The organism is Hoylesella timonensis S9-PR14 (assembly GCF_000762405.1).
Lineage (GTDB): Bacteria > Bacteroidota > Bacteroidia > Bacteroidales > Bacteroidaceae > Prevotella > Prevotella timonensis_A.
In genome coordinates this window covers 1-16047 of sequence record NZ_JRPQ01000196.1, presented here as the reverse complement: position 1 = coordinate 16047, position 16047 = coordinate 1, and the positions used below count along the sequence as shown (strand labels likewise).

The 16047-nt window shown below is 40.4% G+C and carries 16 protein-coding genes and 2 pseudogenes; 11 read left to right on the top strand and 7 right to left on the bottom strand.

Features of this window, described 5'->3' with window-relative positions:
- From HMPREF9304_RS11535 to HMPREF9304_RS11515, 5 genes are all read left to right on the top strand, one after another.
- On the top strand, positions 1 to 1042 hold a 1042-nt coding region (locus HMPREF9304_RS11535), incomplete at its 5' end, for an AAA family ATPase (protein WP_081953712.1).
- A 182-nt stretch (positions 1043 to 1224) separates the two neighbouring features.
- Positions 1225 to 2115 carry a DUF8464 domain-containing protein gene (locus tag HMPREF9304_RS11530; RefSeq protein ID WP_036929304.1) on the top strand — a complete coding sequence of 297 codons (891 nt, stop codon included), beginning with the start codon at positions 1225 to 1227 and terminating at the stop codon, positions 2113 to 2115.
- A 103-nt stretch (positions 2116 to 2218) separates the two neighbouring features.
- Positions 2219 to 2566, top strand: a complete 348-nt coding sequence (locus tag HMPREF9304_RS11525) for a plasmid mobilization protein (RefSeq protein ID WP_036929301.1) — start codon at positions 2219 to 2221, stop codon at positions 2564 to 2566.
- On the top strand, positions 2563 to 3489 hold the full coding sequence (locus HMPREF9304_RS11520) for a relaxase/mobilization nuclease domain-containing protein (RefSeq protein WP_036929299.1): 927 nt from the start codon (positions 2563 to 2565) through the stop codon (positions 3487 to 3489). Before HMPREF9304_RS11525 ends, HMPREF9304_RS11520 begins: the two co-directional genes overlap by 4 nt.
- 21 nt (positions 3490 to 3510) lie before the next feature.
- Positions 3511 to 4170, top strand: coding sequence for a hypothetical protein (locus HMPREF9304_RS11515; protein ID WP_036929296.1), 660 nt, complete (start codon positions 3511 to 3513; stop codon positions 4168 to 4170).
- Here HMPREF9304_RS11515 and HMPREF9304_RS11510 read toward each other — a convergent pair.
- From HMPREF9304_RS11510 to HMPREF9304_RS11485, 6 genes and pseudogenes are all read right to left on the bottom strand, one after another.
- Positions 4127 to 4747 (bottom strand): DUF1643 domain-containing protein, encoded by a 621-nt coding sequence (locus tag HMPREF9304_RS11510; protein ID WP_231564527.1) that lies wholly within the window; start codon positions 4745 to 4747, stop codon positions 4127 to 4129. The two genes, HMPREF9304_RS11515 and HMPREF9304_RS11510, sit on opposite strands and share 44 nt — an antisense overlap.
- Before the next feature lie 3 nt (positions 4748 to 4750).
- A pseudogene (locus tag HMPREF9304_RS14195) lies at positions 4751 to 5180 on the bottom strand (DUF1016 N-terminal domain-containing protein); the annotation flags it as partial.
- A 61-nt stretch (positions 5181 to 5241) separates the two neighbouring features.
- On the bottom strand, positions 5242 to 7287 hold the full coding sequence (locus tag HMPREF9304_RS11500) for a DUF262 domain-containing protein (protein ID WP_036929306.1): 2046 nt from the start codon (positions 7285 to 7287) through the stop codon (positions 5242 to 5244).
- 5 nt (positions 7288 to 7292) lie between these two features.
- Positions 7293 to 8807 carry a DUF262 domain-containing protein gene (locus HMPREF9304_RS11495; protein WP_036929294.1) on the bottom strand — a complete coding sequence of 505 codons (1515 nt, stop codon included), beginning with the start codon at positions 8805 to 8807 and terminating at the stop codon, positions 7293 to 7295.
- A gap of 77 nt (positions 8808 to 8884) precedes the next feature.
- The gene (locus tag HMPREF9304_RS11490; protein ID WP_036929293.1) at positions 8885 to 10162 is read right to left on the bottom strand and encodes a PDDEXK nuclease domain-containing protein; all 1278 of its coding nucleotides are present in this window, start codon (positions 10160 to 10162) and stop codon (positions 8885 to 8887) included.
- Positions 10163 to 10174: 12 nt separating this feature from the next.
- Entirely contained in the window at positions 10175 to 11467 is a 1293-nt protein-coding gene (locus tag HMPREF9304_RS11485) for a site-specific integrase (RefSeq protein WP_036929291.1), read from the bottom strand.
- 483 nt (positions 11468 to 11950) lie between these two features.
- Between HMPREF9304_RS11485 and HMPREF9304_RS11480 the strand changes: the two genes are divergently transcribed.
- From HMPREF9304_RS11480 to HMPREF9304_RS11470, 3 genes are all read left to right on the top strand, one after another.
- Positions 11951 to 13183 (top strand): site-specific integrase, encoded by a 1233-nt coding sequence (locus HMPREF9304_RS11480; protein WP_036929289.1) that lies wholly within the window; start codon positions 11951 to 11953, stop codon positions 13181 to 13183.
- A 25-nt stretch (positions 13184 to 13208) separates the two neighbouring features.
- Positions 13209 to 13676, top strand: coding sequence for a DUF1896 domain-containing protein (locus HMPREF9304_RS11475; protein ID WP_036900567.1), 468 nt, complete (start codon positions 13209 to 13211; stop codon positions 13674 to 13676).
- Positions 13677 to 13816: 140 nt separating this feature from the next.
- Positions 13817 to 14164, top strand: coding sequence for a hypothetical protein (locus HMPREF9304_RS11470; protein ID WP_036900565.1), 348 nt, complete (start codon positions 13817 to 13819; stop codon positions 14162 to 14164).
- A gap of 83 nt (positions 14165 to 14247) precedes the next feature.
- On the opposite strand, the gene HMPREF9304_RS14760 is transcribed toward HMPREF9304_RS11470, so the two are convergent.
- Entirely contained in the window at positions 14248 to 14481 is a 234-nt protein-coding gene (locus tag HMPREF9304_RS14760; RefSeq protein WP_036929287.1) for a hypothetical protein, read from the bottom strand.
- Positions 14482 to 14516: 35 nt separating this feature from the next.
- On the opposite strand from HMPREF9304_RS14760, the gene HMPREF9304_RS11460 reads away from it, so the two are divergent.
- The 3 genes and pseudogenes from HMPREF9304_RS11460 to HMPREF9304_RS11450 form a co-directional block, all read left to right on the top strand.
- A complete protein-coding gene (locus HMPREF9304_RS11460; RefSeq protein ID WP_036900563.1) occupies positions 14517 to 14948 on the top strand; it encodes a hypothetical protein in 432 nt (143 codons plus the stop codon).
- A 22-nt stretch (positions 14949 to 14970) separates the two neighbouring features.
- Complete coding sequence (locus tag HMPREF9304_RS11455; RefSeq protein WP_036865047.1) at positions 14971 to 15390, top strand: PcfK-like family protein; 420 nt, start codon at positions 14971 to 14973, stop codon at positions 15388 to 15390.
- A gap of 4 nt (positions 15391 to 15394) precedes the next feature.
- A pseudogene (locus tag HMPREF9304_RS11450) lies at positions 15395 to 16047 on the top strand (PcfJ domain-containing protein); the annotation flags it as partial.

The window sequence follows — 16047 nt, the reverse complement described above, 5'->3', positions numbered from 1 at the left end:
GACTGATTATGAAAACATTTGGCAAAAGTCGCTCATTCATGTAACCGATGAGTTTGCGCTTCCTCCAGTTGTACTACAAGCAGGTGAAGCTATTATCGGCACGCTGGGTAATTTCAGTGTATCGACAGGAAAGGCGAAAGCAAAGAAGACTTTCAATGTGAGTGCTATTGTTGCAGCAGCTCTTATCAATGGACAAGTATTGGAATATCGTGCTTCATTTCCAGAATCGAAAAGAAATATTCTCTACTTCGATACAGAGCAAAGTCCCTATCACTGCCAACTTGTGATGCAACGCATTCTGCGGTTGGCAGGATTGCCGATAGATCGAGAGCCAGAGCATTTGAGATTTAGCCATCTCAGAGCGATTGCAGACCCAAACGAGCGCAGAGAAATCATCCGTTATGCTATTTACAACACACCCAATGTGGGCTTGGTGGTCATTGATGGTATTCGTGACTTGATGCTTGACATCAACAACTCTACGGAGGCTACCAAGTTAGTGGGCGACCTGATGCAATGGACGAGCGAACAGAATATCCATATTCAGACCGTCTTGCATCTCAACAAGGGCGATGACAACGCACGAGGGCATATCGGTACGGAACTCAATAACAAGGCAGAGACCGTCCTTCAAATCACAAAGGACAATACGCTGCCCGAGCGAAGTATCGTAGCCCCTGCCATCATTCGCTCCAAGCCCTTTGAAAAATTTGCCTTTCGGCTCAAGGAGGTTGAAGACGATATTTGCATACCCCAAATAGATTTCTCGTATTCCGACAATGAACGGAAGTCACATCGTTTCTCCTACCAAGAGTTAAGCACTAACGAACATCGAAAGGCGTTGGAACCAGTCTTCTCTACAAGCGAGATTTTGCCATATAGTAAACTTATCGTGGCTCTCAAAGAGGCTTATGCAGAAGTTGTGGGACAATCCTACGGACAAACCAAACTCAAAGAACTATTGCAATTTCTGCTTAACAAAGGTGTACTAGTCAAAGAAGAGCGAGGGAAATATAGGCTCAACAGAGATTCTCTACCCTAAAACCATTGGTTGGTCGGACGCAGGCTATATATACCTGAACCAATCCGACCAAAGAGAAACAAACTTGGTCGGACGTAAAGGTGAGCCTATAGTGTACGACCGTCCGACCAATACTAAAACCTTCAGCCTCCAAAAGAAAAAGGCTGAGATTTATTCATTTCAAACATCAAAACAAAATCACAATGGAGATACAAAATATCAAGCAAATCTCTATCACAGATTATTTGCAGCAACAGGGTTATTCACCTGCACGAATACAAGGTATTCATTTTTGGTACTGCTCCCCACTACGCAACGAAAGAACACCATCATTCAAAGTAAATACAGAGCGCAACCAATGGTATGACTTTGGAACTGGCGAACATGGAGATATTATTGATCTTGTACGTACTTTACAGCATTGTACCATGTACGAAGCCATTGACTTTCTAATCGGTTCAAAACAAATAGTGCATCAAGATTTTTCTTTTGGCGGTGAAAGAAAAACCTCTAAGCACAAATTAGAAATCATATCTGTGCAATCACTTACCAATCCTTATTTGTTACGTTACATCGCAGAACGAGGAATACCTCTCAGCATCGCCAATAGATGCTGTTCTGAAATTCGATACAATAATACCAATCGGACATACTATGCCATTGGGTTTGCAAACGATGCTGGCGGTTGGGAAATTCGTAGTCCTTATTTCAAAGGCTGCATTGCTCCAAAAGCGATTACAACTATTAGTAAAGGCACAGACATTTTACAAATCTTTGAAGGGTTTATGGATTTTCTTTCGTGGCAAACGCTAAATCCATCTTCAACTTGCGATACCATAGTTCTTAATTCTCTGGTTCTTTTGCCACGTATTCAAGAGAAGCTAAAAAGCTACAAGCAAGTTGAGAGTTTTCTGGACAATGATGAAGCAGGACGAAAATCGTTTGACGTTTTGAAGCAGTTTTGCCCATCTATCATAGACGGTTCTGTTCGCTATCGAACTCACAAAGACCTCAACGAATGGCTTGTTTCTCAATCCAAAGTGCAAGAAAGTCAACCTTCGTTACCAACCACGAAGCGTGGCATCAGAAGATAGTGTTTATCCGGGAAGCAAGTTTGTGTTTTGAGTATCTCAAAACCTACTTGCTCCCACCTTTGGGAGGTGAAAATCCCGTTGGTCTCATCAAAAAAAATAAAAAATGGAACAGAAGAATAAAGGTGGACGACCCACCAAGACATTATCAGAGAAACGGAAATATCAAGTGCTTCTTCGGCTTAACACAATGGAGTACTACACCTTGTTGGGAAAATCACGTGAAGCCTCAATTTCTCGAACAGAGTTTTTACGGCTGCTCATAACAAATGCAGAAATAAAGAGCCGAATCAAGCCAGAGGAAATGCAACTCATCCGTACAGTTTCTGGCATGGCTAACAATCTTAACCAAATTGCCCATCGACTCAATGCTTTCGGCATCTCTGCACTCAATGAAGAATTGAATGCGCTGAAACAACTCATTCACGAACTCATGAAACGATTGAAACCATGATAGCCAAAATTATTAAAGGAACAAGCTTTAGTGGAGTTATCAGTTATATGCTTAGCAAGCGTGAAGGTAAAGCCAAGGTTTTACAAGCTAATGGAGTGCGCAGTTCTTTACCAAATGACATTGCACACGACTTCAACTTACAAGCCTCTATGCGACCAAGTGTACAGAAGCCTGTTTGTCATACCATACTCTCATTCTCGGCACATGATTCAGAACGACTGACAGATGCAACAATGGTGAAGATTGCCAACGAATATCTCCATGAAATGGGCTATGGCGACACACAGAGCCTTATCGTAAGGCATAGTGACCGCCAGCATCCGCACATGCACATTTGTATCAATCGCATTGGCAATGATGGCAAGACCATCAGCGACCGCAATGAGAAATATCGCTCTACGAAGATTTGCCGAGAACTGACCGAGCGTTACGGTTTGACTATTGGCGAAGGTAAGCAAGAGGTAAACCGCTCTCGATTGAGAGGTGAAGATAAATTGCAGTATGAGATATTCGATACTATCAAGGCGATATTGCCTCAATCACAGAATTGGAAAGACTTAGTAACAGGTTTAGAACAACAGGATATTACCACTCGTTTCAAGACAAAAGGTAATACCAATGTTGTGCAGGGAATCATCTTTGAAAAGGATGGTTGCAGCTTCAGTGGCTCAAAGATAGACCGCTCGTGTTCTTTCTCTCGCCTTAATGCGGAGATAGAGCGAAATTCCCAACGGCAAGAGCAAAATCATCTACAAAAAGACCCTATGACACATTCTGTCGATGAAAACAGTTTTACTTCAGACTTTTCCGAAGCAATCAACGAAGTGTTCACTATGCCAATGCCAAGTAGTGGCGTGGATGTAGATGAACTCCGATTTCAAAAGAAACTCCGCAATAGAGCCAACCGCAAACGTAGAATCTAATCATCACAAAATTATATCCGTATGAACAACGAAACAACACCAGTTCTCGATATGCTCGAAGAACTCAAGCAAGAATGCAAAGCCATAAGTAAAGCACAGGCAGAGCTGCACACTGCTCTTGCTAAACAGCCTTCCAATCCAAAAGCAGATAGTATTAAAACGCAAGAAGCCGTACAAATTCATCTCTCAAAAGAGACCCAAGCCAAAATCAAGGAGCAACAACTTTTTGTTTTGGCGGCACTATCTGAGTCGAGTAAGAAACTCGACCCGAAGTTTGAAGCCTTGCAGCAACTCATCAAAGAGCAACAAAAGCCAGTAGAGTATAAGAACTACTCACTTTTTGCCAGCGTGCAATTAGCCGAACGTATGCTACTCTTGTTAGTCTGTGGACTGGTCATGATAAGTTGCTGGTTCTTCAGTATGGGAGCAAACCAACTGCAAACCGCCTCCGATTACGACCTGCGTTATCGCTATCTGCGTATGCAGGGCAAAGCTACCATCTCGGACTTCTCACATCTTGACAGCATATTTATAACGCATCGCAATTGCAAAGCCATTCAACAGATGCAACAGAAGGTTATTGATTACGAGCAAGCCATGCAACGGCAAGCCGAGTTGTTGCTACAACAGGATAAAATCAAGCAAGAACAAAGAGAGCTAAAGAAGCATTTGAAGAAATAGCAATTAATCCAAGAATTTGTTTCATACAGTTTCTTGGAATAATTGATATATGTATCTTGTAAAGATAACTATCGATATCAAAATTCTTTAGTCCGAAATCATAACGAGCATAAAGGGGATGTCTTGGGTGTCCTGATTTTGTTAACTCTCCTATTTGCTTCCAACTGATTTTTCGCTCTTGTTCTTGAAGTACATTGGCAATATCTCTAAAGCAATCTAATAAATAATTCCTCTTAGATATAAGATTACCCCAAGCAACTAAAACATCCAATTCAGAGTATGTCTTAAAGAATTCTCTTATAGCATCAAGATTATTCTGATGAAGGATTTCATCCCTCTTATTGTGTACACCTTTGAAATTTGTTGATCTCTGAGCATATAGATTTAACATAACAAAACCATCGTAATTCTTAAGCTCTGCAAATCCCATAACTTTTCTCACCGTAGGATCAGGGTATTTTTCATTTGCTGTACTTGGATTGACTCCGATTACCACTAAGTGCTTTGTACATCTACTTGCTAATACATAACGATGGGTTTCCTCATCACCAATCATTTGTTTAATCTGATAATCCATATTTCAATTTATTACTCGGCTTAGTTCCTCCTCGACTTCTTCCACCGTAGGCAGAGCCGATTTTAGATTATCGGGAATAGCCTTTGACAGTTGATAATCACTCACACCAATTGGCTGATCGTAGCCAGAGAGTGCATATTGCGCTACCACCTTATCGCCACCATTGCAGAAGGGCAAGCTGATGGTTTTGCGTCGAGAAGTTGCTCACTTTTTTTGCCGTAATCTGCCAAGCGAAAAGATTGTTCTCTATCTGCACTTGCAGAATATTACGACTCCACCCATTAGCAACTGCTTGCGTAATGTACCAATAACACTCGCCCAAAGGAAGCTTACTATTAAGCAGAATTGCATAACTCGCCCAGTTGGTGCGAACAATGGCAGAATACTTGAATATTTCCTCAATTTGGTAGATATTACAATAAATATAGGCACTATGTACGAATATACCAATAACGATGTTATAGGCACGGCATAATCGTGTTACATAGATTATCTCATTCAGCTTTATTCATTATAATTTCTAACATTTTACTTTGATGACGCACCATATCATCAACGTTCCATTCTAAACCAAAATCACGTTTCTTACCTTCACCTTTAATCCCATTATCGTAATTATCTTGACATATTTGTAGCATAATTCTAAATTTTAAGGAAGCAACACTTACAGGATTGGATTTGGTATCAAGATAGCGATTCTTTTTATCAATTGGATTCCAGTTAGAACCAGAACTATTTGCATCAGAACCTATCATAGCAAAATTACCAAAGCAGTTTATATCTTTCGTATGAATTGGTAAATCGTCTCCTGCTTTAGCTTGCGGATAATAATGTTCCAAGCTTTTTCTTGTTCGAGAGAAATAGAAGTTATTGAAAGGATCCAATTCAAAGTCACTACAGCCTAACGCTTCGAAAAAAACTTTTCTTTCACTGGAATCCTTCTTAATTTGATTACCACGAAGTTTGTCGACGTATTTTTTCCAAAGCTTATAATCTGTATAATTGAACACATACAGAGGAATATTGTAAGAACCGACAGGATAAATACTATTGAAATCTCGATTCACATTTTCTAACTCAATAACTAATTTTCCAGCTTTTAGAACCGTTCCATCGAAACTATTCGGTTTCGGCTGTTTGATGTCATTAAGTTTACTTGCATCTAAATACACGTCGAAAAAATATTTATCGGCCAACTTTCCCAGGAATTCCACATAATTATCAAGGTTCCTATCTTCAAAAAGATGAAGTAAGCAATAGAACAGATAGTTTTTTCGTTGTTTTGGGGTGAAAGCAACTTCAAACATGGATAGCAATTGAATCACCTCAAGTTGCTGTGTTTTCTTGTTTTCGTACAGATCCTTTAGATAGGCAGATCTGTTACTATCCTTATGGTAATATTGCAACTTCCATGGATTCTCAATAGCTTTATCTATATCATTCACATGATGTATTATATAGTTGTCAAGGATGTATTTAGCCTTTAGGAGATTGAAAGCAAATTCTTTAACGAATTCTGGCGTCAAATTTACCTTTTCAAACTCTTTAATCAGTTCTTTATCATCAAGTGTAAAACTTAACGGATTAAAATCGGTTTCATTTCTAAATCTCGTAATTTTTAGGACAATCAACAGGAAATTCGGAAAGTCTATTATTGGCTGGAAACGATCATTCTTATCATCTTCTTCCTTCTTCTCTGTCTTTTTTATAGGGACATTCAAAAGCTCTGAAATAGTTTTCATACCTAATGACGGAGTTGAGCTTGTATAAGAATTTGGGAATTCGTCGAATAAGTTTATGTCAAAACTTTCCATAGTTTCTCCAAACACACTTGTCATCTCTGGAAATTTCTGCTGTATGTATAAACTTATGTCACTACAAGCCTCCCATATACGACTAAACTTTTCCATTGATTCATCATTACCAATCAATTTCAATTGCTCACTGAGTTTAGCTTTGACGATTTCATGTTTTTCCAGCTGCTCTCCACGTGAATTCATGACCTCGAAATAGTGATTCAAATCCACATCCTTCGGGACACAATAATGGATGATATGTACCTTGTCCAATAAATAATCCTTGAAAGCTTGAATATCAGCAAGGTTGTCTCCAATTATGTCTTTGATTGCTTCTTTGGCATAATTGTAGCCTTGGAGAATACCCATGTCGTTTTCTTCACTAAACTTAGGCATTTTTTCGATTGTTGCTGCCGAAACTTTTCTTGCAGAATATGTCAGACGATTAGGAATTGGTTCATGACTTAAGGCTTTTAGGACAATATAGATTGTAGTCAGTCGTTGCTGGCCATCAATAACCTCAAAGATATTGTCATCTCGCTTGTATGTGACAAGGGTTCCAATATAATAAATCGGTTTCTTCAACGAATCATAAATATCTTTTATTAGGGTGTATATTTCTTCACGTTCCCATGCATAATTACGCTGATAGATAGGTATCTTATATAATACAGATGCCCCTCTGTTTGAAAAATATATGTCTTTTATAGAACATTCTTCAAGAATATGATTTAAGTCTTTCATTGCCTTCATTTTTTATAGAAACCATTTGTTTGGAAGAAATACAGATAGTTTTCATACACGCCATCTTTCCCATCTTTTAGATTCTTCAATGTATCACCATTGCCACTATACTCATTGCATTTCTGCGCCCAACCATCTTTAATGTCATCATTTGAAAGAGGATTAAGCTTGTCTGCCAAAGCACTCAGTAATGAAGTCGGTGTATCTTGTTTAGCAATCAGTTTATACATATTAAATGTGTTGATCTTTTCGCTCCACCCCATAATGTAGTTTTGTGCTGAAAGCCAACCGAGATTAGTATATTGTGCTCTCAAGGAATATGCCCAAATGAACGCGTATATGACAAATTGTTCAAACAGTTCAATATCATCTTTTGTCGGATATGTTTCTGGGCAGAATCTATCAACATAAAGTAGAACAGAGGTGTCAAACATCAGGCGTGTTATACCATTACCTATTCCTTTATTGAAATGCCGATCCAAGGTTTTTACTATTATGTTGTCGTTGATATAGAATCCCTCATACTTATTATTGTTCTGAATATCTTTTAGTATATTATAATAGTGCTTTGTATATTCAAAGAACGGTTTGCCAGCAATTATCGGTGTGTCTAATTGAAAGGCATTTACATTTCGAGACCCTGAAACAAAAGGCATTGCCGAAGAGTTGACCATATCTGCATAGCAATAGGCACTTTTATAGAATTGGGCATAAGGCGTTCTTGCTGAACGAGTAATACCTTTGAACATGTGAATGTTCTGTTCATTCAACACATTAGCCTTATTACCACTTACCCATTCTTTGATTCGATACAGATAATTGCCGAAGAAATCTGCCAAATCGCTTTGTGAAACCTGTTCCCAATCCTTTACTATTTTTTCTGTCTCATTCTCGCTAATGTCACTCATCTCGCGAAGATGGTATGCTTTCAATAAGTCATGAGGATAAAGAGCCTTACCGCGTGCATTTTGAGAGTCAAAGAACTGAAAAGCTTCAGACACATCCGTCGTTATCACTACAATCAACTCGCACTGATTCTTGATGTAGTCCTTAAGTCGTTCCATCTCTCGTTGGTGCTCTATTGCAGAATCACTCTCTTCTGATTTGATTCCAACCCTTCGATATAGTGCATTATAGTTGTTGGCAATGTTATGATTATTGTACTCATTATCATATAGCTTCTGTTGCAAAAATTCAATACCCACTTCTCCCAATGAAGTCAGAAGTAGTGAGAATGTTATGGTACGTTGCTGGCCATCGACAATATTATATTGTTCCTGCTCCTTTTCCTTTGTTTTGTGAAGGATAAGCGTACCTACTCTGTATCTTTCTTTATTACTATTCTTAGCATCAATAATGTCATCGAGCAATTGTATGGCATTCCGAGCTGTCCATTTGTATGGACGCTGATAAGGAGGCACACATAGTTTTACATCCTTGATGGGCTCCTCTCCATTCGTTATGGTTTTGCGAAGGAGCAAATCGCCTATAGTAGTTATTGATAATGTTAAACTATTCATACGCTGTTATTTATCTGTGTTTGCACATTGTAACCCTTACCATGATAAAAGGTCATTATTACAATTGAAACCTCATTTTATATGTTTTTGTCTACAATCTTACTCAATTCCTCCTCCACTTCTTCCACCGTAGGCAGAGCCGATTTTAGATTATCGGGAATAGCCTTTGACAGTTGATAATCACTCACACCAATTGGCTGATCGTAGCCAGAGAGTGCATATTGCGCTACCACCTTATCGCCACCATTGCAGAGGAGCAAGCCGATGGTCTTATTGTCGTGCTCGCCACGTAGGGTGTCATCTACTACATTGACATAAAAGTTAAGTTGTCCCATATATTCGGGCTTGAAAGGTGTAGCTTTAAGTTCGACAACAACATATGCATGTAATTGGATGTTATAGAGAATGAGGTCGGCATAGAAATCAGAATCGCCTACTTCAAAATGCTTCTGCTGTGCCACAAACGCAAAGCCACTCCCCATTTCCAAAAGATATTTGGTAATATGAGATACTAATTGCCGTTCAATGTCTCGTTCTGCCATTTTATCTGTCTGCCCCATCATATCAAAGATATAAGGGTCTTTCATCAGATAGTTGGCAAGGTCGCTTTGCGGTTTGGGCAATCGTGCCGAGAAATTACTCACTTTCTTTGCCGTAATCTGTCGAGCGAAAAGATTGGTCTCAATCTGCACCTGCAGAACATTGCGACTCCACCCATTAGCAACTGATTGCGTAATGTACCAATAGCACTCGCCCAATGGAAGCTTACTATTAAGCAGAATTACATGGCTCGCCCAGTTAGTGCGAACTATGGCAGAATGCTTGAAGATTTCCTCTATCTGACTGATGTCGCAGTGATAGATTGCTGACAATGTTTCAGTAACTTCTTCTAATTGCGCAACAGGCTGTTGCGTAATTGTAATCGATTGATTTTCTGTGGCTTGAATTAGTGCAACAGGTTGTTGCACAATTTGATTGAGTTCGTTAGTCAGACTTAAAACCTTCTCTACAGTAGGAGTTGTGAGTAAGCTATCTATCCTGTCCATCTCTTTCAGCACTTCCAACGGATAAGCATTGGCAAACTGGCACATATAGAAGATATTTCTGCGAGAATACCCTTTCTTATCTGGATATTTTGAGCGTATCGCCTTGGATAGGTTGTCAATCACTTTTCTTCCCCAACCTTCTTTCTTTTGGAGATAGAGAATAAAATGTCCCACTTTCCAATAGTGGAAAAGCATGTCTGCGTTTGCAGAGGCTATTAAGCGTACTTGTGTATGCTCAAGATCAGTACCGATGGCTCGTACAACGGAATCTAAATCTTGGTGCTCTGTTTTATTTATTTCTTGGCTCATATCGTTTTAGCGTTATAACTGATTGAATTTACTCATGGCATTCGCTTTGATGTCGTCTGCAATGTCTATGTATGGCTTCATAGCCTTGTAATCACTATGCCCTGTCCATTTCATCACAACTTGCGGAGGAATTCCCAATGCAAGGGCATTACAGATGAATGTTCTACGACCAGCATGTGTGCCGAGTAGGGCATACTTTGGGGTAACCTCATCAATGCGCTCATTACCTCTGTAATAAGTTTGGCGTACTGGTTCATCGATACCTACCAATTCTGCCAGTTCTTTGAGATAATCATTCATTTTCTGATTGGTAATGACAGGCAACACCTTATCATCTTCAAATGCCACGTCCTTGTATTTGTCAAGTATCGCTTTGCTGTGGTTGTTCAGTTCGATAATCAAACTATCAGAAGTCTTGACAGTTGTAACCTCTATGTGGTCGCCCTTTATATCACTTCTGCGAAGATTGAACACGTCGGAATAACGCAAACCTGTGAAGCATTGAAATAGAAAAACATCACGCACTCGGTCTAAGGCTTGCTTGGTAGTAGGTATTTTGAACTCTCGGAGTTTGTTCAGTTCCTCCCCTGTGAGGAAAATGATTTTCTTTTGGGTGCTTTTGAGTTTAGGCTTATAACTGTCGTAGGCGTTGTTCTGATGCACACCTTTCTTGTAAGCCCAGCGCAAAAACCATTTCAAGAAACTTAGTTGCTTGCCAATAGTAGAATTGCGCATCTCCTTTACATCACGCAGATAACCCACATAGTCATTCAAGCCTCGCTCATCAAAGAACTCAAAGGTAAGTCCTTCACGAAAGTTGGTCAAATGATTTTTCACGGCTGCAAATTTCTCAAACGTGGAGTCCGTCCAATTGTTCTGACGTCCACAATCCTCGACAAAATCATCAAACACCTGAAAGAAATCACAAGGCAACGCTTCTTTCTTTGGCTTAGGTTCTTCGCTCACAGGTTTGCGCAAAGCATTGAAAGCCTCCTTTATCTGTTCGGGCGTTGGTATTACGTCCTCTACCTCAAACCTCTTAAAGATTGACTGTATTTCCGTGTAATACTCCAAGAGCGAAGCATTGATTTCAGAAGCCGATTGTTTTAACTTGTTGCTACAACCATTCTTCACACGCTGCTTATCTGCATCCCATTTGGCAGCATCAATGCGATAGCCAGTGGTGAACTCAATCCGCTTGGATGCAAAATTAACGCGCATACGAATAGGCACGTTCTCTGTGATAAGAACTCCGTACTTTTTCCTGCTCTCCAATGTGAAGATGATATTCCGTTTGATGTTCATATCTTCGGGTGTATTGATTTATGCACCCAAAGTTACACCCTAAAAATGATATAACCAAAGATTTTCCGTGAAATCTCATTTTATTAATAATTTGCGCAAACTGCTATATTACAATAGATTGATGAGATTTGATAGTTTATGATAGTTCAAGAGAAAGAGCCTCTCTCTCCGCTAATAGGCTTTAAAAGGTCTTCACAAGAGTCTTCATTTTAGCCTTCAAAATTTAGATAATCGTTGTAAAATCAAGGTTTTACAACGATTTTTCTTTGTATATACCTCCATAGCCTGACGGCATAACCCTATATTTTGACAGTCATCTTTCGGTCAATTTCTGCTACATAAACTGCTACACAAAAATTGTAGCAGCAAAAAATGTAGCAGTGACGGGATTTTGAATACCATATTGACGGCATTAATTCTTTCTTTTTCAGAGTGTTATATATTAACTTTGCAGCCGAGTGCTACACAAAAGAATGATGCATTATGAGAACAAATTTCAAGGTATCCTTCTACCTACGCTCAAACTATGAGAACAAAGAAGGAAAGTCGCCTGTAATGCTCCGAGTATTCCTTAACGGAGAGATGGCTAATTTCGGATCTACGAAAATATTCGTGGACAAATCGCTGTGGAATAACACTACCAGCAGGCTCAAAGGTCGGACGGCAGAAGCCTTATCCGCTAATGCCGCATTGGACTCCATTTCCACAATGCTGAATAACATTTACCACAAATTCGAGGATGATGAATCCTTGTCATTGGATAAAATCCGCTCATTCTTTGTCGGGAAAGACAGGGAGTACACGACCTTTCTCCCTATATTCGACAAGTTCAACGAAGATGTCAGACAGCGTGTCGGACATACCATCAGCAAGGACAGCCTGCAAAAGTACAGCGTTTTAAGAAGGCATTTCGCAGAATTCCTTATCTATAAGTATGGGAAGAAAGATATTGGACTGGCAGAGTTCACGCCATCCGTAGTACAGGACTTTGAGCTGTACCTGAGTACGGCGGCTGGGTGTGCCTATAACACATCAGTCAAGAAATTGAAGGCACTGAAAACCGTGACCATCTATGCGCAAAAGCGTGGCTATCTTCTTCACGACCCATTCCTCAATCATCGTTTCCACTTGGAGCCGGTAAACCGTGGCTTCCTTACGGACGAGGAAATCATGAAGATTGCCAACAAAGAACTGGATATCCACCGCTTAGAACTAGTAAGGGACGTTTTTATCTTTTCATGTTTCACAGGTCTGGCATATATTGATGTTTCCAATCTCACACTAGACAATATCGTAACACTTGATGATAAGCAGTGGATTATGACCAAGAGACAGAAAACAAATGTGGAGACAAATGTTTTATTGCTTGACATTCCCAAGAGTATCATTGCCAAGTACAGTCATAAGACCTATCGGGACGGCAAACTATTTCCCATCCTAACGAATCAGAAAACCAACGCATATTTGAAAGAAATTGCCGACATTTGTGGCATCAAGAAGAATCTGACCTTCCATCTTGCCCGACATACGTTTGCAACCATGTCGCTCAGCAAGGGTGTTCCTATGGAAAGTGTATCGAAGATGTTGGGGCATACCAACATTAAAACTACACAAATTTATGCCCGTATAACCAATAAGAAGATAGAACACGATATGGAACAGTTGGCTGGCAAGTTAGACAAGTTCAATGTTGCTATGGGCATCAACTCAAAATAATGTACAACCCTAAACCAAGAAGATTATGACAACAACAAAGAAAGAACTTTCTTACTTCCGTTTGAAGTTGGAAACGTATCTCGGAGAGCATTTTCCAGAGAGAGTGAATGAAAATACGTTTATAACTGCTCGCGCAGACGAAGCATTGACAACTTACTGCGATGCTATAGCACAAGGCTTTTCTCATCCCGAAGCAGAGGTAATGTCAAGCGAAGTATTATACCAAGATTTGCATTTTTCCAAGTATGACACACTTGTGTCTGTCTTAGAGAATGAGTTCGAGAAAGAACTCCCTTCTCCTCTTCCTGAAAGACTGGCACCAATGCTTCTGAAGAATAAGGCTGTGCAAAGCGTTTTTGATAAGTACGAACTGGCGGACGACTTTGGTGCAAGTCCAGAGTATGAGAAACTCTACACCGAACTGACAGGAACAATCGTTCTGCTCATTGAGGTCAATGGTCTGCCAACGATAGGCGGTGAGAACATGACTTGATGTAGCACCATCTGGAGCTTTTGTAGTGTCAAGAGCCAAGATAAACGCTCCACTCCACACGCCAAGAGTTTTTTCAAACACTTGTCTTTGTGTAGTCTGCGCATCTTGTAACTGCTCTTGAAACTATAAAAAGCTCCGATATGAATACAATCATCATGAATCAAGACGTTCACACACCTGCCTTCATCAAGGCAGACGCATCGAACAAAACTGATAAGAACAAGCAGCAGCCGACTTCTCCCAAGCAAGTCCGCCGCTTCGGTTGGACACGCTTCATCGAACTAGGCTTCCTGCTTTCCATCGTTATCGGTGCCATTTGGCTTATCTCGAAGATAGTAACGCCACAAGTCGTAACTGTCATGTCAGTCATTGCAGGTTTTCTGATACTACGCTTTATAGTCAGGGTAATTCTGAAAGTGGCATTTACGCTGCTGAGCATTCTCTTCTGGCTGGCGATTGTCTGTGCCACCCTGCTCTGCGTACTTTGAGAAGCACAGCTCCGTAAAACCTTCGTTTTATTTCATCAGGTGGTTATCTCGCATTTTGAGATAGCCACCTTTTCTATATTCCACTACGAGCGTTGCACTTTTGCTTCTTTTCCTATGCTCCACGATATGTGATGAAAAGGAGACGGATGCTGTTCCCTTTTTATCCGCAAAGGTAGTACGGAGCTTGTGGCTTTCCCAAGGTCTGTGCCGCTTGGTTTGTCTGGAAAATCTCCACGCCTACGGGTTGTATTTTCCGCCAAAACCTTGTGCAAGCCTCGCCCCGCTACCTTGATTTTGCTACAAAAAGGAATCAGCATACTCCGATCTTTGGACGCATAAAAAAAATGTCGCTATGGATAAGCAAAAGGTAAATACAACATCTTCGATGAACAGCAAAGGATATAGCTCCTCCTCTCATTACCGCATTAACCCTGTGGCTGAAAAAAGTGAGCAAGTGTTGGCAATTAAGTTTGTACAATGGGACGTTCCCCCTTTGGAGAGCCTTTGTAACAGCAAAGTATATCTCCTACGTATGAAACTCAATCGTGGCGAAATGATGAGCCGTGAAGAAAAGAATTGGCTATGTGAAGCGGTAAACTCTAATACCTATTTCCGCACAGCCGTACCCCTGCAAGGCTATCGCTTTGACTTCTTTGATGTACTGAAGAAATACCTTGTCAATCAGTACGGACAATGGACAGAGTATTACGCACCCGACAGAACAAGCCTAAGAGCCTACCTATATGGACGTATCAATCAAATAGTAGAAATTCCCAAGTATTAATAACATCAAAACATATACGACAATGAAAGGAACAGAACATTTCACACGGACAATAGCCGAGTATCTTAATCAGCGTGCTATGACAGACCCCTTGTTTGCCCCTAACTTGATGAAACCTAACAAGAATATTGAGGAGTGCATCACCTACATTCTTAATGAAGTGCAGAAAAGCGGTTGTAACGGCTTTGATGATGATGAAATCTTCTCTATGGCTGTTCACTACTATGATGAAGACGATATAGAGGTGGGTAAGGCTGTTTCTTGCCAAGTAGCCGTTAATCACATTGTGGAACTAACGGAGGAAGAAAAAGCCGAAGCAAGGCAGGAAGCCATTAAGCAATATCAGCGTGAGGAACTTGCCAAGATACAGAGCCGTAACGCACGAGTGAAAAAGGCCGAGAACGCAGTAACCAAAGCACAACCCTCACTATTCGATTTTTAAGCCTATGAAACCGAGAAACAAATTTGAAAAAGCTGTTTTGGAACAAAGCAAGCATCTTCGCCCGATAACCAAGACACAAAGTAAGTGGGCATTTCGTGAGTGTATAGACCACTTCGCCTACCGCTTGCCAAAAGGTCGCACCACTTGTATGGATTGTGGGCATAATTGGGTAATGGACAAACATAGAGAAACTTGCACTTGCCCTCGTTGTAGGGCAAAGTTGCAGGTCAAGGAAACCTACGAGCGCAAGTTGCAGGAGAAGCAGTATTTCACCATACTTACCACTTGTGGAGAGTTTCAAGTATTGCGTATGTTTCTACTTGTTGTGGGTATGGAGAAAGGTTACAAAGCACAGACTTCTATAATTGAGATTGGGCAATATTGGTGGAATATGCAGGGACGAAAAGCTGTGGTTGCCATACAGAGGGTATTGGGACACTATGTTGATACCTTTTCCTATTATAGTCCTATGGCAATCCGCAACGATAATGAAGCCTATCAGCATATTGCCTACTCACCGATATATCCGAAGTTCAAGGTTACAGACATACTTCGCAGAAATGGTTTTAAGGATAATTTCTATGGCATCGTGCCTACCCAGTTTATTCCTNCATTGCTTACAGACAGCCGTGTGGAAACATTGCTAAAGGCAGGTCG